The 20419-nt window shown below is 67.3% G+C and carries 17 protein-coding genes; 5 read left to right on the forward strand and 12 right to left on the reverse strand.

Annotated features, from left to right (window positions below; all coding sequences use genetic code 11):
• Window positions 1-319: 319 nt before the first annotated feature.
• Window positions 320-1711 (reverse strand): outer membrane protein assembly factor BamB family protein, encoded by a 1392-nt coding sequence (locus tag CRO50_RS16115; RefSeq protein WP_332835704.1) that lies wholly within the window; start codon window positions 1709-1711, stop codon window positions 320-322.
• 139 nt (window positions 1712-1850) lie between these two features.
• Window positions 1851-2501, reverse strand: coding sequence for a tetratricopeptide repeat protein (locus CRO50_RS16120; protein ID WP_097146946.1), 651 nt, complete (start codon window positions 2499-2501; stop codon window positions 1851-1853).
• Between the two features lie 338 nt (window positions 2502-2839).
• Between CRO50_RS16120 and CRO50_RS16125 the strand changes: the two genes are divergently transcribed.
• On the forward strand, window positions 2840-4195 hold the full coding sequence (locus CRO50_RS16125) for an efflux RND transporter periplasmic adaptor subunit (protein ID WP_097146998.1): 1356 nt from the start codon (window positions 2840-2842) through the stop codon (window positions 4193-4195).
• On the forward strand, window positions 4192-7809 hold the full coding sequence (locus tag CRO50_RS16130) for an efflux RND transporter permease subunit (RefSeq protein WP_097146947.1): 3618 nt from the start codon (window positions 4192-4194) through the stop codon (window positions 7807-7809). The genes CRO50_RS16125 and CRO50_RS16130 overlap by 4 nt, the downstream gene beginning before the upstream one ends.
• Before the next feature lie 136 nt (window positions 7810-7945).
• On the opposite strand, the gene CRO50_RS16135 is transcribed toward CRO50_RS16130, so the two are convergent.
• On the reverse strand, window positions 7946-9781 hold the full coding sequence (locus CRO50_RS16135) for an ABCB family ABC transporter ATP-binding protein/permease (protein WP_097146948.1): 1836 nt from the start codon (window positions 9779-9781) through the stop codon (window positions 7946-7948).
• A 99-nt stretch (window positions 9782-9880) separates the two neighbouring features.
• Between CRO50_RS16135 and CRO50_RS16140 the strand changes: the two genes are divergently transcribed.
• Window positions 9881-10258, forward strand: coding sequence for an ArsR/SmtB family transcription factor (locus CRO50_RS16140; RefSeq protein WP_097146949.1), 378 nt, complete (start codon window positions 9881-9883; stop codon window positions 10256-10258).
• Between the two features lie 6 nt (window positions 10259-10264).
• On the opposite strand, the gene CRO50_RS16145 is transcribed toward CRO50_RS16140, so the two are convergent.
• Window positions 10265-11716 (reverse strand): LysM peptidoglycan-binding domain-containing protein, encoded by a 1452-nt coding sequence (locus tag CRO50_RS16145; protein ID WP_143516946.1) that lies wholly within the window; start codon window positions 11714-11716, stop codon window positions 10265-10267.
• A gap of 111 nt (window positions 11717-11827) precedes the next feature.
• Here CRO50_RS16145 and CRO50_RS16150 point away from each other — a divergent pair, with 111 nt between their 5' ends.
• Complete coding sequence (locus CRO50_RS16150) at window positions 11828-12391, forward strand: LOG family protein (protein WP_097146951.1); 564 nt, start codon at window positions 11828-11830, stop codon at window positions 12389-12391.
• 91 nt (window positions 12392-12482) lie between these two features.
• On the opposite strand, the gene CRO50_RS16155 is transcribed toward CRO50_RS16150, so the two are convergent.
• The 7 genes from CRO50_RS16155 to CRO50_RS20235 form a co-directional block, all read right to left on the reverse strand.
• Complete coding sequence (locus CRO50_RS16155) at window positions 12483-12944, reverse strand: host attachment family protein (RefSeq protein WP_097146952.1); 462 nt, start codon at window positions 12942-12944, stop codon at window positions 12483-12485.
• Complete coding sequence (locus CRO50_RS16160; RefSeq protein WP_097146953.1) at window positions 12944-13162, reverse strand: hypothetical protein; 219 nt, start codon at window positions 13160-13162, stop codon at window positions 12944-12946. Before CRO50_RS16160 ends, CRO50_RS16155 begins: the two co-directional genes overlap by 1 nt.
• A gap of 153 nt (window positions 13163-13315) precedes the next feature.
• Complete coding sequence (locus CRO50_RS16165) at window positions 13316-13915, reverse strand: superoxide dismutase (RefSeq protein WP_097146954.1); 600 nt, start codon at window positions 13913-13915, stop codon at window positions 13316-13318.
• A gap of 184 nt (window positions 13916-14099) precedes the next feature.
• Window positions 14100-14690, reverse strand: coding sequence for a sarcosine oxidase subunit gamma (locus tag CRO50_RS16170; RefSeq protein WP_097146955.1), 591 nt, complete (start codon window positions 14688-14690; stop codon window positions 14100-14102).
• Complete coding sequence (locus CRO50_RS16175; protein ID WP_097146956.1) at window positions 14683-17694, reverse strand: sarcosine oxidase subunit alpha family protein; 3012 nt, start codon at window positions 17692-17694, stop codon at window positions 14683-14685. Before CRO50_RS16175 ends, CRO50_RS16170 begins: the two co-directional genes overlap by 8 nt.
• 37 nt (window positions 17695-17731) lie before the next feature.
• Window positions 17732-18061, reverse strand: coding sequence for a sarcosine oxidase subunit delta (locus CRO50_RS16180; protein ID WP_097146999.1), 330 nt, complete (start codon window positions 18059-18061; stop codon window positions 17732-17734).
• A 146-nt stretch (window positions 18062-18207) separates the two neighbouring features.
• Window positions 18208-18360 (reverse strand): hypothetical protein, encoded by a 153-nt coding sequence (locus CRO50_RS20235; RefSeq protein ID WP_179747303.1) that lies wholly within the window; start codon window positions 18358-18360, stop codon window positions 18208-18210.
• Window positions 18361-18632: 272 nt separating this feature from the next.
• Between CRO50_RS20235 and CRO50_RS16185 the strand changes: the two genes are divergently transcribed.
• On the forward strand, window positions 18633-19034 hold the full coding sequence (locus tag CRO50_RS16185) for a hypothetical protein (RefSeq protein WP_097146957.1): 402 nt from the start codon (window positions 18633-18635) through the stop codon (window positions 19032-19034).
• A 47-nt stretch (window positions 19035-19081) separates the two neighbouring features.
• Here CRO50_RS16185 and CRO50_RS16190 read toward each other — a convergent pair whose 3' ends face one another.
• Window positions 19082-20329 (reverse strand): sarcosine oxidase subunit beta family protein, encoded by a 1248-nt coding sequence (locus tag CRO50_RS16190; RefSeq protein WP_097146958.1) that lies wholly within the window; start codon window positions 20327-20329, stop codon window positions 19082-19084.
• Window positions 20330-20419: the final 90 nt, after the last annotated feature.

Consider the following 20419-nt stretch of genomic DNA (forward strand, 5'->3'; position numbering starts at 1 on the left):
TCTGGGGTTGCGAAAGCGCCGCATAACGCAGAACGGCGCCGGTGGCAAAGGATAATCACCTGCGGGGTGTGGCGCCAGCACGGGGCCCCCTCGGGACGTCGCGTCCGTGACAGGCAGGGAGGGGGCTCTGCCCCCCGCCGCGATGCGGCTCCCCCCGGAGGTATTTTCAGCCTGGTGATGACAGGGGGCCAGTGAGACAGGCGCACCTTCAGCCCCTTTTCGGGCCGGACACGCTCCCTGAGACAAAAGGAGGCCGCCCCATCGGGCAGCCCCCTGCATCATCACCAGGCTGGAAATACTCCCGCCGGAGGCGTCGACCTCAGCGGTAAGCCAGCAGCTGGCCCTTCTTGTTGAGCACGTAGAGTACGCCCCCTGCGACCACCGGGGCGGAGGCCGCGCCCGCGGGCAGCTCGGCGCTATGGGTCAGGGCACCCGAGACCGGGTCGAAGAAGCGCAGCAGCCCGTCGGAGGAGGCCACCACCAGGCGGCCACCGGCCAGCACCGGGCCGTAGTGCGCGTAGACGGCCTCTTGCTTGCGGGGCTTCGACTTCTGGAAGTACGGCAGATCGACACCCCAGATCCGCGCGCCGGTATCGGCGTCGAGGCGGACCAGCTGGTTGCGGTCGGTGACGATGAAGGCCGAGCCGCCAGCCACCCAGGCCGGGCCCATCGGGCCTTCGTCGGCGGTCCAGAGGCGTTCGCCGGTCGACAGCGCCAGGGCCACCATGCGGCCGGACTGGTTGCCGGTGTAGACGCGGTTGCCCACGACCACCGGATCGCCGGTGATGTCGTTCACATTGGCGCGGGCAAAGCCCTGGCGGCGTCCCGTGACAAGGGTCGACCAGACGCCCATGCCGCCCTGGCGGAAGGCGGCCTGGACCTCTCCGGAGCCGAAGCCGAAGAGCGCATATTGATCGGTCAGCGCCGGGCTCGGGGCTCCGGCGAAATTGTTCACGTCGGGGGTCGCCGACAGCTGCCAGCGGACACGGCCGGTCTCGGCATCCAGCGCCCAGGCCTGGGCCTCGCCCGCGGTGACATAGACCAGGCCCGCGTAGATGGTCGGCGCGCCGGTGGCCGGGGCCAGCAGCTTCTGCTGCCAGAGCTCGGCGCCGGTCTCGGCGTCCAGCGCGGTCAGCTCGCCAAAGCCGGTGGTGACGAAGACGCGCCCCGCCCCATAGGCGATACCACCGCCCGAGGCCTCGCCCTCGCGGTCCTGCGCCGGCACCAAGTTGGCCTGCCAGAGCGTCGCGCCGGAGGCTGCGGTGGCGGTTACATGGCCGGTGGCGTCTACGGTGAAGATACGGCCCTCGGCGACCACGGGGTCGGAGGTGATGCGCACCTTGCGACCATCGCCCTGGCCGATATCGGCCTGCCAGAGAAGCTGCGGCGCGGCGCCCAGTGCCGGATGTGCCGTGCGGGTCGAGGGCGTGCCCGATCCCTGGGTCCAGGCAGCATTGCTGCTTTGGGCGGGCAGCGCGATCGGCAGCGCCTGGTTCACCGGAACCTGGGGGATATCGCCCGGCACCTGCTCGGAGAAGACCGAGCGCAGGTCCTCGCGTTCGCCTACCAGTTGCACTTCGCGCTCGGCGCAGCCAGCCAGCATCAGCCCGGCCGCGAGGCCGAGCGGCGCCAGGCGCCAGACGGTTGTCCGCTGCCCGAGCGTGCCCGAGGGGTCTGCGTTGATCCTGAGAGAGCTGCCCCGCTTCGTCATGCCGCGCTTCACCTTCCGCCTGTCCCGACCCGGAGGGCTTTGCCCCCCTGTCTTGCCTTGCCGTATCTTTCCTTGCCGGGACAGGGGTTTGCCCTCCCCCGGATCGTTCAGTCTGTCGCGGCCGCGCGGGCCTGCAGGGTCACGCGCCGGAGCCCGGCTCGCCACCCAGGGCCACAATCAACTGACTTGCCCGCTGACGCAAGCCCTGCGTCACCTCGGCATCGTCGAGGATGGATTGCAGCACCGTGATGGCCTGATCCGTCTCGCCCTCTTCGACATGGGTCAGCGCGATCTGCTCTTCCGCCAGCAGCCGCAGCGGGTTGCCCGGTGCGGCCAGCGCACGGAAGCCCTCGCGCCGCTCGGCGGCAGAGGTCTCGGTGGTTTCGAGGATCAGCTTCTTGAAGGTGGCGATATCGCCGTAGATGCCTTCCAGCTGCAGCCCGTCAAGCGCCGCAGCCGCACGGGCCGGATCTTCGGCGCCGGCAGCGGCTTCCGAGGACGCCAGGAAAGAAGCCAGGGCTTGCTGGCCCGGCGTTTCGGCCTCGACCGCCTCGAGCGCCGCGATGCGGTCTTCGGATTCAGGCTGGTCCAGGGCGTCGAGAATCGCGTCGCCGAAGGCTTCGGCGCTGGCGCGCTCGCTGGACTTCTTCCATTCGTTCCAGGCTGCACCGCCGACAATGGCCAGCACCACCACCACGGCAATCCAGCCATAGCGGCGCAACATGCCATAAAAACGGTCGCGGCGGACCTCGTCGTTGACCTCGTCGATGAAACTGTCGGTGTCGCTCACATCTGCCCCCTTCGGCCTTTGGCCCCTCTTACCCCGTCGCCCCCGGCCTGCCAAGGGCAGCAATTTCCCCGACCCGGCAGGGCATTGCCTGTCGTGCAGGTCGAAAGACTCAATTCCCGTGATGCGGGAAACTCCAGGCGCGAATTGCCGCGAAAAGGAGTTGTTAATATCAATTAAATTGCCCACCAAGTTTCGCTGCAAATGCAAAAGTTGTTGCACTGCAGCAAGACTGGCAGCAATCTTTCAGCATAATTTGTGTCAAGGCGCCCTGGGGGCTTGCATCCGTAGCGGCGGAGCATAACTCCATTCCCAATTCAACGGAACCAATGGTGGGGACCATGCGTTTAATTCCTTTTGTCTCGGCATTGCTCGTCATTGGCCTTCTGTATCTTGTGCTGCTGCAGCGGCCCGCGCTGATCACCTTCGCCGAAGGAGAGGGCTTCGAGCAGGCCCTGGCCGTGGCCCGCGACGAGGCCGAGCCCTCTGACGCGGTGAAGGCACGGCTGGGCGACGAGGAAAGCGTAGCCGAGACCGCAGACGAGGCTGCCCCCGAGACCGACGCCGAAAGCGGCGAAGCAATGTCCGCCGACGCGGCCGAGACCGACAGTCGCGCCGTGCGTGTCGTCGCCCTGCATTCCGAGGCGCGCACCGTGGACACGGCGGTACAGCTGCGTGGCCAGACCGAGGCCGCGCGCCGCGTGACGCTGCTTTCCGAGACGACCTCGACCGTGGTCTCAGCGCCCCTGCCCCGTGGCACGCTGATCGAAGCCGGTCAGCTGCTCTGCGAGCTGGATCCGGGCACCCGCATGACCTCGGTTCTGGAAGCCGAGGCCCGCCTGGCAGAGGCCAAGGCCTCGCGTCCCACCGCCGCGGCCTCCCTGGCCGAGGCCGAGGCGCGGCTGGAAGAGGCGCAGATCAACCTGACCGCCGCCGAGAAGCTTTCGGAAGGGGGCTATGCCTCGACCACCACCTTGGCCTCGCGCCGGGCCGGTGTGCGCGCCGCCGAGGCCGCCGTGGCGGGGGCCGAGGCCGGCCTGACCTCGACCGAGGCCGCGATCCAATCCGCCGAGGCCGGCATCGCCGCCGCCGAGAAGGAAATCGAACGGCTGCAGATCCACGCCCCCTTCTCGGGCATTCTCGAGGATGACACCGCCGAGCTGGGCTCCCTGCTGACCGTCGGCGGCACCTGCGCCACGGTGATCGCCCTCGATCCCATCCGCCTGACCGGCTACCTGCCCGAAACCGAGGTCGAGCGCGTCAAGCCGGGGGCCCGTGCCGGCGCCCGCCTGGCCGCCGCCGGCACCGAGGTCGCGGGCGAGGTCAGCTTCCTGTCGCGCTCTGCCGATCCGACCACGCGCACCTTCAAGGTCGAGATCTCGGTGCCGAACCCCGAGCTGAAGATCCGCGAGGGCCAGACCGTGTCCATCGCCATCGAGGCCGAGGGGGTCGAGGCGCATTTCCTGCCGCAATCGGCGCTGACCCTGAATGACGAGGGCGTCCTGGGCGTGCGCGTCGTCGACGAGGACAAGCTGGCACAATTCGCCCCGGTCGAGGTGCTGCGCGACGAGGTGAAGGGCATCTGGGTCACCGGCCTGCCCGCGACCGCCGACGTGATCATCATCGGCCAGGACTACGTGGTCGAGGGCGTCGCCGTTGAGCCCTCCTTCGAGAACCCGCTGGAGGCCACGCAATGACCGGCGTCATCGACTGGGCCGCCTCGCGCGCCCGCATGATCCTGGCCTTCATCGCCCTCTCGCTGCTGGCGGGGGGCTATACCTACGTGTCGCTGCCGAAAGAGGGCGAGCCGGATATCGAGATCCCGGCGCTTTTCGTCTCGGTCCCCTTCCAGGGCATCTCTGCCGAGGATTCCGAAACGCTCCTGGTGAAGCCCATGGAGGCCGAGCTGCAGGATCTCGACGGGCTGGAGAAAATGTCCGCCACCGCCGCCGAGGGCTATGCGGGCGTGGCGCTGGAATTCGAATTCGGCTGGGATAAGACCAAGACCATGGCCGATGTCCGCGACGCCATGGGGCGGGCGGAATCGAAATTTCCCGAGGGCGCCGACAGCTACTCGGTCAACGAGATCAATTTCTCGGAATTCCCGATCATCATCGTCAACCTCACCGGCGAGGTGCCCGAGCGCACCATGACCCGCGTGGCCGAGGATCTGCAGGAGCAGGTCGAGGGCATCGACGCGGTGCTGGAGGCCGGTATCGCCGGCAAGCGCGACGAGATGGTCGAGGTGCTGATCGACCCGCTGAGGCTGGAAAGCTACAACGTCACCGCCGATGAGCTGATCTCGGTCGTGCAGAGCAACAACCAGCTGATCGCGGCGGGCGAGATCGAGGGCGAATCCGGCACTTTCGCGGTGAAGATCCCCGGCTCCTTCGACGATGTGCGCGACATCTACGAGCTGCCGGTCAAGTTGAACGGCGACCGGGTGGTGACCCTGGGCGAGCTGGCGACGATCCGGATGACCTTCGAGGACCGCACTGGCACCGCCCGTTTCAACGGCGAGACCACGGTGGCGCTGCAGGTGGTCAAGCGCAAGGGCTACAACCTGATCGACACCGCCGCCGAGGTGAAGACCGTGGTCGAGCGGGCCTCGCAAGGCTGGCCCGACGAGCTGCGCGCGGCGGTGCACGTGGGCACCTCCAACGACCAGAGCCGGGTTGTCGGCTCGATGGTGCAGCAGCTTGAGGGCTCGGTACTGACGGCCATCGCGCTGGTGATGATCGTGGTGCTGGCGGCCCTCGGGCCGCGCCCGGCGATCCTGGTGGGCTTCGCCATCCCGACCTCCTTCCTGCTGTGTTTCGTCCTGCTGGGGCTGATGGATATCACCATCTCGAACATCGTCATGTTCGGCCTGATCCTGGCCGTCGGCATGCTGGTCGACGGGGCGATCGTGGTGGTGGAATACGCCGACAAGCGGATTTCCGAGGGCGTCGGCCCGATGAGCGCCTATGTCGAGGCCGCCAAGCGCATGTTCTGGCCGGTGGTCAGCTCGACCGCGACGACGCTCTGCGCCTTCCTGCCGATGCTCTTCTGGCCCGGTGTGCCGGGGCAGTTCATGGGCATGCTGCCGGTGACGCTGATCTTCGTGCTGGCCGCCTCGCTGGTGGTGGCGCTGATCTACCTGCCCGTCATGGGCGGGGTGATCGGGCGCATCAGCCGCGTCTTCGCCCGTGGCTCTGACCTGCTGCGCGCCCGCCTGCCCTGGGTGGCCCGCGCCGCCCTGGTGCCGGTGGTACTGGCGGGGATGTATTTCGGCGCGATGATGACCATCAATCCCGATTACTTCGCCAAGTCGCCGCTGGAGGGCCCCGTGGCCGCCCTGCCCGGCATCCTGCTCTTCCTGCTGTCGAGCTTCGCTGCCTCGGTGGTGATCGGCGCGGCCAAGGTCTCTTTCCGCCGCAAGCAGGTGCGGGCGGGCCACCGCCGCACGATCTTCGGACGTTTCATCTGGCTGCTGGTCGCCAATCCGCTGATGCCGCTGGTGACCATCGCCGCGGTGCTGGCCTTCGTCGTCTCGGTCTTCACCTACTTCGGTGCCAACAACAAGGGCGTCGAGTTCTTCACCGAGAGCGAGCCCGAACAGGCCATCGTCTACGTCCGCGCCCGCGGCAACCTTTCGCTGACCCAGAAGGATGCGCTGGTGCGCGAGGTCGAGGACGTCGTGCTGGAGCATCCCGGCGTGATGAACGCCTTCGCCTTCGCCGGGGATGGCGGCCTGTCCACCAACACCGGCGGTGCCGAGCCGCCGCTGGACACCATCGGCCAGATCCAGCTGGAAATCGTGCCCTGGGAAGACCGCCGCGACCAGCCTGAACTGGATGGTGACATCGTCATCGCCGAGCTGACCGAGGCCACCAGCCGCATCCCCGGCATCAAGATCGAGATCCTCTCGGCCAACATGGGCCCGGCCTCGGCCAAGCCCGTGCACCTGCGCCTCAAGGGCGACAACTGGGAAGAGCTGAAGGCCGCCACCCAGCTGGTGCGCGAGCAGTTCGACGCGACCCCTGGCCTGACCCTGGTCGAAGACACCCTGCCCCTGCCCGGCATCGACTGGCAGATCGACGTAGATGTCGAGAAGGCCGGCCGCTACGGCGCCAACGTGGCCACCGTGGGTGCCATGGTGCAGTTGATCACCCAGGGCCTGCAGCTCGACACCATGCCGGTCGAAACCTCTGACGAAGAGATCCCGATCCGCGTCCGCCTGCCGGAAGAGGACCGGGTGCTTTCGACCCTGGACACGCTGAAGGTACGCACGGCCCAGGGCCTGGTGCCGCTGTCGAACTTCATCACCCGCAGCCCGGTCGAGAAGCTGGCCCAGATCAAGCGGGTCGAGCAGAAGCGCTACTTCGACGTCAAGGCCGGGGTCGCCACCGGGCTGATGGCCGAGGTCACCGACCCGAGCAGCGGCGAGACCACAAAGGTCCCGATGACCCCGGCAGAGCGGATCGCCCATCTCACCGAATGGCTGGACACCGCCCCCCTGCCCGCCTCCGTCAGCTTTGAATGGACCGGCGACCAGGAAGACCAGGACGAAAGCGCCACCTTCCTGATGTCGGCCTTCTCGGCGGCGCTGGCGCTGATGTTCATCATCCTGCTGGCGCAGTTCAACAGCTTCTACAACTCGGTGCTGGTGCTGCTGGCGGTGGTGCTCTCCACGGCGGGCGTGCTGATCGGCATGCTGGTCATGGACCAGGCCTTCTCGATCATCATGACCGGCACCGGCATCGTGGCGCTGGCGGGCATCGTGGTGAACAACAACATCGTGCTGATCGACACCTACCAGGAATACTCGGGCTACATGCCCCGGATCGAGGCGATCATCCGCACCGCCGAGGATCGTATCCGTCCGGTCTTCCTGACCACCATCACCACCATGGCGGGCCTCGCGCCGATGATGTTCGGCCTCAGCCTGGACTTCTGGGGCGGCGGCTATTCCATCGACAGCCCGACCGCGCTCTGGTGGAAGCAGCTGGCCACGGCGGTGGTCTTCGGCCTGGGCATCGCCACCATGCTGACCCTGGTCTTCACGCCGACGATGCTGGCGCTTCGGGTCTGGCTGGGCACCTATGCGCTGTGGATCTCGCGGCTGCTGGCCAAGCTCTCGCTCGGCAGCTCCTCCACCGCGGCCCGCGACTGGTCGCTGCGCCGCGCCGCGCGCCGGGTCAAAACCTCCGAGATCCTCTGGCCGCTGGAAGATGAGACCGCCGCCGGGAAAAAGCCCGAGGCAGAGGACGAGGATGGCAAGAAGCGCTACCCCGATCCCTTCGCCAAGCCGCTGAACGCGGCGGAGTGATCCTCCCGCTCCGCCCGCCCCATGCCACGCGGCAGGGGCCAGGCGACACGGGCAAGAGCCAAAAGCAAAGGGCCGGCGCATGCGCCGGCCCTTTCTCGTTCTCGCGGTTCCGCTCCGCTGCGAGCGAGCAGCGGCCTCAGGCGGCGGCCTCGGCCTCTGCCGATTGCAGCGTCCAGAGCGCCGCATAGCGCCCGTTGCGCGCCAGCAGGGCCTCGTGGGTGCCCGTTTCGACCACTTCGCCCTTCTCCAGCACCACGATGCGATCGGCATCGGCGATGGTGGAGAGGCGATGCGCGATGGTCAGCACGGTGCGCCCCTCGCCGGCGCGGTTCAGCGCCGCCTGGATCTCGCGCTCGGTATCGGTGTCCAGGGCGCTGGTGGCCTCGTCCAGCAGCAGCACCGGCGGGTTCTTCAACAGGGTACGGGCGATGCCCACGCGCTGCTTCTCGCCGCCCGACAGCTTCAGACCACGTTCGCCCACGCGGGTCTCGTAGCCTTCGGGCAGGGACGAGATGAAATCATGGATCTGCGCCGCGCGTGCGGCGGCCTCGATCTCGGCCTGCGAGGCGTTCTCGCGGCCATAGGCAATGTTGTAACCCACGGTATCGTTGAAGAGCACGGTGTCCTGGGGCACGACACCGATGTTCTCGTGCAGGCTGTCCTGGGTGACGGAGCGCAGGTCCTGGCCGTCGATGCGCACCGCGCCGCCGGTCACGTCGTAGAAGCGGAAGAGCAGACGCCCAATGGTCGACTTGCCCGAGCCCGAAGAGCCCACGAGCGCCACCTTCTGCCCCGGCTCCACCCTGATCGTCACGCCCTTGAGGATCTCGCGGTCGGGATCATAGCCGAAGCGCACGTCGTCGAAGACAACCTCGCCGCCGCGCACCTCCAGCTGGCGGGCGTCAGGGGCGTCCTGCACCTCTGCGGGCTGGTCCAGCAGGTGGAACATCTCTCCCATGTCGACCAGTGCCTGGCGGATCTCTCGGTAGACGGTGCCCAGCATGTTGAGCGGGATCGAGATCTGCACCAGGTAGCTGTTCACCAGGACGAAATCACCCACGGTCAGGCGGCCCTGTTCGACCCCGATGGCCGCCATCACCATGACGCCCACCAGGCCCAGGGTGATCAGCAGCGACTGGCCGAAGTTCAGGAAGGCCAGCGAGTACTGGGTCTTCACCGCCGCCACTTCGTAGCGCGCCATGGCGCTGTCGTAGCGGCGTGCCTCGCGGGCCTCGGCACCGAAATACTTGACCGTCTCGAAGTTCAGCAGGCTGTCGATGGCCTTCTGGTTGGCATCGGTGTCCTGGTTGTTCATCTCGCGGCGCAGCTTCACGCGCCATTCGGTCACCGCGAAGGTGAAGATCGTGTAGAGACCGATCACTGCCAGCACGACAGCCACGTAGGACAGGTCGAAGACCACCGCCAGCACGATCGAGACCATCACCAGCTCGATGATCAGCGGCCCGATCGAGAAGATCAGGAAACGCAGCAGGAATTCGACGCCCTTGACGCCACGCTCGACGATACGGCTGAGACCGCCGGTCTTGCGCGTCAGGTGATAGCGCATCGAGAGGCGGTGGATATGGGTGAAGGTCTCGAGCGCCAGCTGGCGCAGGGCGCGCTGGCCGACGCGGGCGAAGATCACGTCGCGCAGCTGCTGGAAGCCCACGGACATGGCCCGCGCCATGCCATAGGCCAGGGTCAGCCCGACCGCGCCATAGGCCAGCAACCAGCCGACGCCATCCCCCTCGTCCGCCAGCGCATCCACCGCGGCCTTGTAGAGGAAGGGCGTGCCCACGGTCACCGCCTTGGCCAGCACCAGCACGAAGAGCGCCGCGACCACCCGGCGCTTCACCCAGCCCTGCCCCTCGGGCCAGAGATAGGGGGCGACCCGCATCAGGATGCGGCCGGAGTTCTCGGGAATTTTGGTGGGGCTGTCGCCCGGCGGCGGCGCGGATCTGGTCGAACGCATGAGGATCTTTCTGGCGATGGCTGGCACGGGCACACTTGCCCGAAGCGGAGATATAGACTATCCAGCAAATAGTTCAACACTTCATGAGTAATTGAAACGATGGACCAGCCACAAGCCCTCGACGCGCTCGCAGCGCTCGCCAATGAGACAAGGTTGCAGATCGTGCGCCTGCTGGTCGGGCGGGGCCACGACGGCGGCTGCCTGCGCCATTCAGAGGCGGAAGACGCGGGCCTTGCCGCCGGCGCCATCGCGCAGGAGGTCTCGATCTCGGCCTCGCGGCTGTCTTTCCACCTGAACGCTCTCGAACAGGCCGGGCTGGTCGCGGCAGAGCGGCGCGGACGGCAGGTCTTCTACCGGCTCGAGCATCGCGCCATGGGCGGTCTGATCCACTACTTGCTGAACGATTGCTGTCAGGGCAATGCAGAGGTCAGCGCCTGCTGCCAGCAGGGCGGCGCCCCCCAGATGCGGCGCGCCTGAGCGGGGCTACTCGGCCTCGGGTCCTGCGTCGGGCACCGTGAAGACCTGGCCCGGATAGATCAGGTCGGGATCGCGGATCAGCGCCTTGTTGGCCTCGAAGACCCGTACGTAAAGCACCCCGTCCCCGTAATTCTCCCGCGCGATGGCCCAGAGCGTATTGCCCGGCTGCACGGTGACCTGGGTCACCGGCTTCTCGGCCAGCACCTCGGCCACCTTGGCGCTGTCCTCGCGCTTGAACGGCGTCTCGACGCGCGACAGCACGGCGCCACCCTCGTCGACCTGGTCGACACGCAGGCGGTAGATGCCGGTATCGACATTGGGCAGCGCGGAGCGCCAGCTGCCATCCTCGGAGATCCGCGAAGTGGTGATGGGGGTATCGTCGAGATAGACGCGCACGAAGGTGCCGGGGCGGCCCCGGCCCGTCAGCACCACGTCTCCGGCCTCGTCATAAGAGATCGCATCCAGCACCACGTCATCCGAGACCTCGGGCGCGCCGGATTTCTGCAGCACGCGGACGCCCTGTGCATCCGACAGCAGCACCGTGGGCGCAGCGGCGGGCGCTTCGGAGGCAGGTGCGGTGGCGGCGGCGCTTTCAACCGCCGCCTCGGGGGCGGCATCCGCCATGGTGTCGGGCGCTTCGGGGGCAGCGGCCCCGGCCCCGGCCTCAAGCTGGCCCTCGGCGGCAGGAGCCGCGGCCAGGGTCTGGGCCTCGGGCATCACCGGATCGGCATCAGTACCCGGCGCGGCCTCGCCCACGGGGGCTTCGGACGCGGGGGCTTCGGGAGCGGTCGGGATCGGCTCTGCCTGGGGCTCGGCACCCGCCTCAGGGGCAAGCGCGGCAAGCTGTTCGGCCTCGGGCGCGGGCCCAGGAGCAGGCGCGGTCTCGGGCGCCGCCGGGGCTGCGGCGACCTGCGGGCTGGGGGCCAGGATCACCTGCTCGTCCGAGACGATCTCGGCTCCGCCTTCAGGATCGGTCATCACCAGGCTCAGCACCCGCGGCTCGGTCGAGGCGCCAAGGTCGAGGAAGGTCACGAAGCGGCCATCGCCGCCCACCGTAACGGCCTCGAGCCGGGTGCCGTCGATCAGCACCACCAAGCTCCAGGCCGGGGCGGCCTGTCCGGCCACCAAGGTAGAGCCATCCGGCTCGACACGGACCACGTCGAAGCTGGGCGGCGCGGGCATCGGCGCCTCTTCGGCGGCCTCGGCCGGGGTCTCTTGCGTGGTTTCGGGGGTGGCCCCGGCCTGGGTCCCGGATGGGGCTTCCGGCTGAGTTTCGGTTTGGGCTTCCGGCTGGGTCTCGGCCTGGGGGGCCGCGGCGGCCTGCTGCACCTCGGCGGTCTCTTCCGAGACCCCCTGCGGGCCGATCCAGCCCTGCCAGAAGGCAAGCGCGCCCAGTGCAACGATCGCGACGCCCGCGGCACCGATGCCTGCCGGGCCGCCGATTTTCCCCATTTTCACGTCAAATCCCCCAGATTTCGACTGATAATTGACCCTTTGGAAGCGGTTGAGACCGTATATCAATAGGCATCAGACCGGTCAAAACTACAAACCCATACGGAGGTCCCCGGAATGTCGAAAGCATCCATATGTGTCTATTGTGGCTCACGTCCGGGGCTTGAGCCCGCGTATCTGCATCATGCAGGGCAATTTGGACGGCTGCTGGCCGAAAACGACTGGCAGCTGGTCTACGGCGCGGGCGACGTGGGTCTGATGGGGGAAGTGGCGCGCACCGCGCGCGAGGCGGGTGCCGATCTCTTCGGGGTGATCCCGCAGCACCTGCTGGGGGTCGAACGCGGCCGCAGCGACCTCTCGCGGCTGGTGGTCACCCAGACCATGCACGAACGCAAGAAGGTCATGTTCATGAACTGCGACGCGGCGGTGGTCCTGCCCGGCGGCGCGGGGACGCTGGATGAATTCTTCGAGGTGCTGACCTGGCGCCAGCTTGGCCTGCACCAGAAGCCCATCGTGCTGATGAATGTCGCCGGCTACTGGGACCCGCTGCTGCAGATGCTTGAGAAGATGGCCACCCAGGGCTTTGCCGAGACCTCGATGCTGCACACCATCCGCGTCGTCGAAAGCGCCGAGAGCGCGGTAGAGAGCCTGGCCCGGCACTTCGAGCAGACGAGCAAATAGCCCCGGCAAGCTGTCCTGCCGGGGCCATGCTGATGTCTTCGCCCGCAGGCCCGCACAGGAGCCTTCCGGGGGAGTGTCACGCGCGGGTCGCTCAGCCGGCCAGGTCGGCCTTCACCTGGGCTTCGATCTCGTCCAGCGGGTGGTTGGTCAGGGTCTTCGGGACCTCCCCGATGACCCGGTTCGTCACCTCCTGGTGCAACTGCTTGCGCAGCTCGCCCAGCACCTTGGGCGGGGCCACCAGGACGATGTGCTCGAAGGCGCCACGATGGGCGCGGGCATAGAGCATTTCGGCCAATTCATCGGCGAAACGCTCTTTCGCCAGCTCGTGCCAGTCGGTGTCATCCATGGCCGAGCGCTGCCCCACCCCGGTGTCCTGCATCCGGCCGGGCCGGTTGGCGGATTGGTCGATATCCTTGGGGTTGTCCTGCTCTTCCTTGCGGATCACCTGCAGGTAGGGATCTTCACCATCGGTGACATTGCGCAGGAAAAGCGCCTTCTCACCGTCGGCGACCAGCACCCAGGCCTTGTGGGGAAGATGGCTCTTCTCGGTCATCACACGTTCTCCTTGTCGCCGCTGCCGTCCTGATCCTGCGCCTTGGGGGTGGTGACGCCGCCGTCGAGCTTCTGCTCGTCGCGGGTGCCGACCTTGCGCTGGATCTCGCCGCCCTTGCGGCCGCCATGGCTGGGAGTGTCTTCCATCTCTTCGGGGCTTTCGCCCAGAACCGCCTCGGTCTCGCGGCTCAGATCCTTCGATCGTGCGCGCTCTGCCATCGGGTCTCTCCTTCTTCTGTGCAGGCCCCCTCGGGGGCCGTCATGAAGAAAACGCCTCGTAGCGCTGGCAGTTCCGCAAAGAAAAACCCCCGCGCGGAGAACCGCACGGGGGCCTGATGCATGCAGGCGCTTGCTTGCCCGCAGGTCCGGGACTTACAGGCGCGAGGCCACGTTTTCCCAATTCACCAGCTTGTCGAGGAAGTTCGACAGGTAGGCGGGACGCTTGTTGCGGAAGTCGATGTAGTAGGAGTGCTCCCACACGTCGCAGCCCAGCAGGGCGGTCTGGCCGAAGCACAGCGGGTTGACGCCGTTCTCGGTCTTGGTGACCTTCAGCGAGCCGTCGGTGTCCTTGACCAGCCAGGCCCAGCCCGAGCCGAACTGGCCGGCGCCGGCAGCAGAGAACTGCGACTTGAACTCATCGACCGAGCCGAAGGCTTCGACCAGGGCTTTTTCCAGCTCGCCGGGCATGCCGGTCTGCTCGGGGCCCATCATTTCCCAGAACTGGTTGTGGTTCCAGAACTGCGAAGCGTTGTTGAAGATACCGTTCTGAGCGACAGCAGAGGCATCGTAGGTGCCCTTGATGATCTCTTCGACGGACTTGCCTTCCCACTCGGTGCCGGCAATGGCCTTGTTGCCGTTGTCGACATAGGCCTTGTGGTGAATGTCGTGGTGGAATTCCAGCGTTTCCTTCGACATGCCGAAAGCTTCGAGCGCGTCGTGGGCGTAGGGAAGATCGGGAAGTTCAAAAGCCATGGGAGGGCCCCCTTTTCCTGGATTTGGATTATCGTGTCTGCGCTTAGATGGTAGACCTAGGGGTGGAAGGTCAAGGGATTATCCCCGTGCAAGTCTGCACAGCCGGATGTTTCACAAATTGGGAGCCAAAAAACGGAAGGGCCGGCGGGAATGCGCCGGCCCCTGTAAAAGCGGCTTCTGCGGCTCAGGCGTAAAGCCCGACCTCGCTGCCCGGACGGGCCGCATCGCTGAGCAGGCGGAAGGCGTAATCGGCCACCGAGCGGAAGCAGATCACCTCGATCCGGCCCGGCGCGGGGCACCAGAAGGCGGCGGCCACCTGGTTCATCCGGCTGCGGCGGAAGCTGCCCTGCGGGAAGGCGGCGGGCGAGAAATCCACCGGCGCCAGCTTGGCCGCGACCTCGCGCACCGCGCCATCGGGGCCCGACAGCGAGAAATGCGCCCGCGCCTGACTGACATCGCCCCAGTTGAGCATCGGATCGCCCAGCGTGGCGTCCAGCTGCGCACAGGCCTTGTCGTGCTCTGCCCAGGGCAGCGTCAGCAGCAGCTCGTCCGGCGACATCCAGGCCACCATGCGCTCGGCATTGAGCGCCGCCTGCCCCTGCCCCGGCATGTCGACGCCCGCCAGCCCGGTGGCGGCGTTCTTCATCGCCGTGGCAGAGAGATCGCCACGCAGGGTGAACATCGCCCGCTGGGGCTCTTCCGCGACGCGGACGTAGCCCTCGAAGGCCGCCCCGCCGAGCGCCGTCACCGGCGCGGGTCCCGTCAGATCAGACATCCTGCTTTTCTCCGTCCTTGTCGTAGAAGACCGGGTCGACGACCTTCGCCGCGACCGGCTCTGCGCCCAGTTTCGTCACCTGCACCGTCTCGCCCATGCGATCCGGCCCATGTTTCAGCAGCGCCATGGCGATGCCCCGGCCCAGGGTCGGCGAGTAGTAGCTGGAGGTGATCCGGCCCTGCATGTTGCGCTGGCCACGATCGTTCTGGCCCGCGTCGAGGATATAGGCGCCGTCCTCCAGCACCATGCCATCCAGGGTCTCCAGCCCGACCAGCTTCCAGCGGTCGGGGCTGGACAGGTGGCTGCGCAGCTGGCCGCGCTTGCCCAGGAAGTCCTCTTTCTTCTTCGACACCGCCCAATGCAGATTCAGGTCCTGCGGGGTGACGGTGCCGTCGGTCTCGTCCCCGATCATGATGAAGCCCTTCTCGGCGCGCAGCACGTGCAGCGCCTCGGTGCCGTAGGGGGCCACGCCCAGGGCCTTGCCGGCCTCCATCAGCGCTTCCCACAGGGCCAGGGTCTGACCGGCGGGCACGCGCAGCTCGTAGCTGAGCTCGCCCGAGAACGAGATCCGGTAGAGGCGACAGGGTATGCCACCGACCAGGCGGTCGGCCCAGCCGAGGAAGGGCAGCTCGTCCTTGCTGATCTCGGCCGTGCCCAGGAGCTCCAGCAGCTGGCGGGCCAGCGGACCCACGACGCCGATCTGGCCGTACTGCTCGGTCACGTTGAAGACATGCACCTGCATGTCCCACCATTCGGTCTGCAGCCATTCCTCCATATGGGCATGGATCGTGTCCGCGCCGCCGGTGGTGGTGTGGCAGAGGAAGGTGTTCTCGTCGATCCGGGCGACCACGCCGTCGTCGATCAGGAACCCGTTCTCGTTGCACATCAGGCCGTAGCGGCAGCGCCCCGGCTTCAGAGTGGACATCATGTTCGTGTAGAGCATGTCGAGGAACCTGCCCGCGTCCGGCCCCTTCACCACGATCTTGCCAAGGGTCGAGGCATCCAGCAGGCCGACCTTCTCGCGCACCGTGGTGATCTCGCGGTTGACCGCCTCATGGGTGCTCTCGCCCGCCTGCGGGAAGGCATAGGGGCGGCGCCAGTGGCCGACCGGCTCCCACTGCACGCCATGGGCTTCGTGCCAGGCATGAAGGGGCGTGCGGCGCAGCGGCTGGAAGGTCTCTCCCCGGCCCTGGCCCGCGATGGCGCCCATCGAAATGGGCGTGTAGGGCGGGCGGAAGGTAGTGGTGCCGACCTGGGGGATCGCCTCGTTCAGGCTGTCCGACAGGATCGCCAGACCGTTGATATTGGACAGTTTCCCCTGGTCCGTCGCCATGCCGAGCGTGGTGTAGCGCTTGGCGTGTTCGACCGACTCGTAGCCCTCTTGCGCAGCCAGCTGGATGTCGCTGACCTTGACGTCGTTCTGGAAGTCCAGCCAGGCCTTGGAGCGCTTGTCGTAGCTCGCGCCCGCCGGCATGATCCAGACCGGCGCCAGGGGGATCTCGGCGACCTCGCTCACCTCGGGCAGCCCCGAGGGCGTGCCCTCGAAGCCCGCGGCCAGCGCGGCCGCATGGCCCTGGGCGGCGGCGTCCTTCAGCACCTGCGACAACAGCATCTCGCCATTGGCGGTGCCGGCGCAGCGCACGAAGGCGCGGCCGTCATGGCTGGTCGGGGCCTTCTCGGGGTCGGGACGGAACATGGCGTGTTCGGTGTCCCAGTAAAGCTTGCCGCCGCAATGGGACCAAAGGTGGACCACCGGGGACCAGCCGCCCGACATCGCCACCACGTCGCAGGGGATCGTCTCGATGGTCGAGCCGCTGCCCGCCTGGGCGCAGATCTCGACGCCGGTGACGCGCTTGCCGCCCAGCACCTTGGCCACGGCGCGGCCCGGCTCGACCCGGATACCCGCCTCGCGCGCGGCAATGGCCAGCGCACCGCCGCCCGCTTCGCGGGCGTCGAGGATCACGGCCACGTCGAGACCGGCTTCCTTCATGGCGAAGGCGGTGCGATAGGCGTCGTCGTTGTTGGTCACCACGGCGACCCGGTCCCCCGGTGCCACGCCGAAGTTCACCACGTAGTCGCGCACCGCAGAGGCCAGCATGACCCCCGGCAGGTCGTTGCCCGCAAAGGACAGCGGCCGCTCGATGGCGCCGGTGGCGGTGATCACCTGGGCGGCACGGATGCGCCACAGGCGATGACGCGGGCCGGACTTGTCGGCGATGTGGTCGGTCAGGCGCTCGTAGCCCAGGATATAGCCGTGGTCATAGACCCCCGCCCCCATGCAGCGCAGGCGCAGGGTGACATTGGGCAGGCCCTCGAGCTCGGTGACCAGCGCCGCGATATGCTCTTCGGCGCTGACGCCGCCGATCTCGCCGCCGTCGACCGGGGCGCGGCCGCCCCAATGGGCGGTCTGCTCAAGCACCAGCACCTTCGCGCCGGCGCGACCGGCTTCCAGCGCGGCGGTCAGACCCGCCACGCCGCCGCCGATGACCAGCACGTCGGCGAAGGTGTAGAGGTGTTCATAGGTATCCGCATCGCGGTCCTTCGGCGCGCGGCCCAGGCCTGCGGCCTGGCGCACGATGGGCTCGTAGACCTTTTCCCAGAAGCTGCGCGGCCAGAGGAAGGTCTTGTAGTAGAAGCCCGCGGGGAAGAAACGCGACAGCTTGGCGTTCACCGCGCCCACGTCGAATTCAAGGCTGGGCCAGTGGTTCTGGCTTTCAGCAGTCAGCCCCTCGAAGAGCTCCTGCGTCGTGGCGCGCTGGTTCGGCTCGAAATGGCCGTCGGTGCCGATGCCCATCAGGGCATTGGGCTCTTCCGCGCCCGAGGCCACGACGCCGCGCGGCCGGTGATACTTGAAACTGCGCCCCATCATCACCTGGTCATTGGCCAGCAGGGCAGAGGCGAGCGTATCGCCCTCCATGCCCTTCATACGCTTGCCGTTGAAGGTGAAATCGCGCATCGCGCCGCGGTCGATCAGACGTCCGCCTTTCGCAAGCCTGCTGCTCATTGCGCCCCTGCTCCTTTCGTCATCATGCCCAAGCGGCTCACGCGATATCGCGCCATTTGAATCCCGGACGCGCGGCCCGGATCTTTTCCAGAAGCTCTTCCGGCGGACGCGAGGTCTGCGCCGGATAGGTGCCCCAGACTTCCAGCGTCACCGTGTCCCGCGCTGCATGGAACCACTTGCCGCAGCCCGCCACATGGCGCCAGCGCTCGAAGTGGACACCGCGCGGGTTGACCCGTTCAAACATGTAGTGCTCGAAGGCGGCATCGTCCGAGGACGGCCCCTCGCGGGTGATATGGGCCTCGCCCCCGCAGTGGAACTCGGTCTCTTCGCCCCGCTGGCCACAGCACGGACAATCAAGCAGCAGCATCGCGCCCTCCAAAAGTCTGATCCGGGGAGGAGGCCCCGGCGGTCACGCATGAAAAGAGGCCGCGCGGCGGATGCCGACGGCCTTTCGGGAAGGCCGCACCGAGCGCACGCGGCGCTCGGGCGGAAAACTGGGGTGCGGCGGAGGTGTCAGCCGCCGTCGGGAAGATCGACCTGGATTTCGGGCTCATCGGCACCGGGGATCTCACCGCCGCTCGAGACGTACCAGATGACACCGGCGAGCACGACGACGACGGCGCCAAGGATGAAGGCCAGACCATTGTTTCCGGATTTCTCAGCCATTTCGTTTCCTTTCCAATTCCTGCGATTGGAAGGGAAACGCGGTTGACCGCCGATGGGTTCCGCACCGGGCGGCAGGCAGCCGACACGCCGGATGACCCAGCGTAAGCCCTTAGGGAACCAGACGAATGCACGGCGCGTTCTGCTTGAGAATTGAGCGATTGCGCCACTACACCCCATGCGGAGTGGGGTAGCGTTAACCAAACCACAACATTTTGTGTTACGTATTCAACATGCCCCTGCAGGCATGTCTCAAGCGAGAGAGAGAGCCCCCCATGACGGACATGATCGACTTCCCGCTCGACACGAAGGCCGATGGCACCCTGGCCCATGCCGGGACGAGCCTGCGGTTCACCCTGCTCGACAGCCTCGACCAGCTGCCGGATCACGGCGGGCTCTACGTCCTGCTGGGCAGCGATCCCGAGGGCCTGAAGCCGCTGGCCTTCGGCGCCACACACAGCCTGTCGCGGCTGACCCGTGGCAGCGACTTCGCCGCCGCCCTGCGCGAAGGCTTCTATGCCGTGGGCATCGCCCCTGCCCCGCATGGCGCGGGTGCCCAAGAGATCGTCCGCGCCCTTGGCCGCCGCCACCGCGCGCCCATCAACACCCGACAGGAGGCCCTGCGCGCCATCGAGGCCGCGCAGCTGCCCGCCGAGGTGCCGCTGGCTGCGGAGTGATCCGCGCCGGGACGTGAGAGAGATCGGGCCAAGCGCCATTCCGGGCCTCAATGCGCCACGCCTGCGGCGACGCTCTCGTCGATGAAACGGCCCTCGCGGAAACGCTCCAGCCCGAAACCGCGGGCCAGCGGCCCCGGCGTGCCCTTGGCCATCATGTCGGCCATGGCCCAGCCAGAGCCGGGAATGGCCTTGAAGCCACCGGTGCCCCAGCCACAGTTGATGTAGGTATTGCCCAGCGGCGTGGGCGAGATGATCGGAGAACGGTCCCCGGTCATGTCAACGATGCCGCCCCACTGGCGCAGCATCTTCAGGCGCGAGATCATCGGGAAGGTCTCGACCAGGGCGCGCACGGTTTCCTCGACATGATGGAAAGAGCCGCGCTGCGTGTAGTTGTTGAACCCGTCGGTCCCGCCGCCGATCACCATCTCGCCCTTGTCGGACTGGCTGAGGTAGCCATGCACCGTGTTGGCCATGACGACGACGTCCATGCAGGGCTTGATCGGCTCGGACACGAGGGCCTGCAGGGCGATCGACTCGACCGGCAGACGGAAGCCCGCCATCTCGGCCAGCACACCGGAATGGCCCGCCACGACGATGCCCAGCTTGTCACAGCCGATGCGGCCCTTGGTGGTCTCCACCCCGGTGACCTTGCCGCCCTCGGACATGACGCCGGTGACTTCGCATTTCTGGATGATGTCCATGCCCATGGCCGAACAGGCCCGCGCATAGCCCCAGGCCACGGCGTCATGGCGCGCCGTGCCGCCACGCGCCTGCCAGAGCGCGCCCAGCACCGGGTAGCGCGGCCCGTCGATGTTGATGATCGGGCAAAGCTCCTTGACCCGCTCGGGGCCGATGAACTCGGTGGTGACGTTCTGGTGGGCGTTGGCATGGGCGGTGCGCATCCAGCCGCGCACCTCGTGCTCGGTCTGCGCCAGCATCATGACGCCACGGGGGCTGAACATGATGTTGTAGTTCAGGTCCTGCGACAGGGTCTCGTAGAGCGAACGCGACTTCTCGAAGATCGCCGCCGAGTCGTCTTCCAGGTAGTTGGAACGGATGATGGTGGTGTTGCGGCCGGTGTTGCCGCCGCCCAGCCAGCCCTTCTCGATCACCGCGACATTGGTGATGCCGAAGTTCTTGCCAAGGTAATAGGCCGTGGCCAGCCCGTGGCCGCCGGCGCCGACAATGACCACGTCGTAGTGGCTCTTCGGCTGGGGCGACTTCCAGGCGCGCTCCCATCCGGTGTGGTAGCGGGCGGCTTCGCGGGCAATGGCAAAGGCGGAGTATCTTTTCATCGGCCTCTCGCAGATCTCGAGATGAGGGATTCGGGAACACCCGGCGGGCGTCCCTGGCGGTGACCCTAGTCTGTCACGCAGGATAGCCGC

Origin of the sequence: Pseudooceanicola antarcticus, from assembly GCF_900215355.1 — a bacterium.
In the GTDB taxonomy this organism is placed as follows: Bacteria; Pseudomonadota; Alphaproteobacteria; order Rhodobacterales; family Rhodobacteraceae; genus Pseudooceanicola; species Pseudooceanicola antarcticus.

Excerpts from the sequence above, each read along its gene's own strand:
- CRO50_RS16155 (WP_097146952.1), bottom strand. The coding sequence starts at position 12,944 with ATGACCGAGAAGAGCCATCTTCCCCACAAGGCCTGGGTGCTGGTCGCC.
- CRO50_RS16185 (WP_097146957.1), top strand. The coding sequence starts at position 18,633 with ATGACGGACATGATCGACTTCCCGCTCGACACGAAGGCCGATGGCACC.
- CRO50_RS16165 (WP_097146954.1), bottom strand. The coding sequence starts at position 13,915 with ATGGCTTTTGAACTTCCCGATCTTCCCTACGCCCACGACGCGCTCGAA.
- CRO50_RS16160 (WP_097146953.1), bottom strand. The coding sequence starts at position 13,162 with ATGGCAGAGCGCGCACGATCGAAGGATCTGAGCCGCGAGACCGAGGCG.
- CRO50_RS16190 (WP_097146958.1), bottom strand. The coding sequence starts at position 20,329 with ATGAAAAGATACTCCGCCTTTGCCATTGCCCGCGAAGCCGCCCGCTAC.
- CRO50_RS16175 (WP_097146956.1), bottom strand. The coding sequence starts at position 17,694 with ATGAGCAGCAGGCTTGCGAAAGGCGGACGTCTGATCGACCGCGGCGCG.
- CRO50_RS16125 (WP_097146998.1), top strand. The coding sequence starts at position 2,840 with ATGCGTTTAATTCCTTTTGTCTCGGCATTGCTCGTCATTGGCCTTCTG.
- CRO50_RS20235 (WP_179747303.1), bottom strand. The coding sequence starts at position 18,360 with ATGGCTGAGAAATCCGGAAACAATGGTCTGGCCTTCATCCTTGGCGCC.
- CRO50_RS16130 (WP_097146947.1), top strand. The coding sequence starts at position 4,192 with ATGACCGGCGTCATCGACTGGGCCGCCTCGCGCGCCCGCATGATCCTG.
- CRO50_RS16115 (WP_332835704.1), bottom strand. The coding sequence starts at position 1,711 with ATGACGAAGCGGGGCAGCTCTCTCAGGATCAACGCAGACCCCTCGGGC.
- CRO50_RS16140 (WP_097146949.1), top strand. The coding sequence starts at position 9,881 with ATGGACCAGCCACAAGCCCTCGACGCGCTCGCAGCGCTCGCCAATGAG.
- CRO50_RS16135 (WP_097146948.1), bottom strand. The coding sequence starts at position 9,781 with ATGCGTTCGACCAGATCCGCGCCGCCGCCGGGCGACAGCCCCACCAAA.
- CRO50_RS16180 (WP_097146999.1), bottom strand. The coding sequence starts at position 18,061 with ATGCTGCTGCTTGATTGTCCGTGCTGTGGCCAGCGGGGCGAAGAGACC.
- CRO50_RS16170 (WP_097146955.1), bottom strand. The coding sequence starts at position 14,690 with ATGTCTGATCTGACGGGACCCGCGCCGGTGACGGCGCTCGGCGGGGCG.
- CRO50_RS16150 (WP_097146951.1), top strand. The coding sequence starts at position 11,828 with ATGTCGAAAGCATCCATATGTGTCTATTGTGGCTCACGTCCGGGGCTT.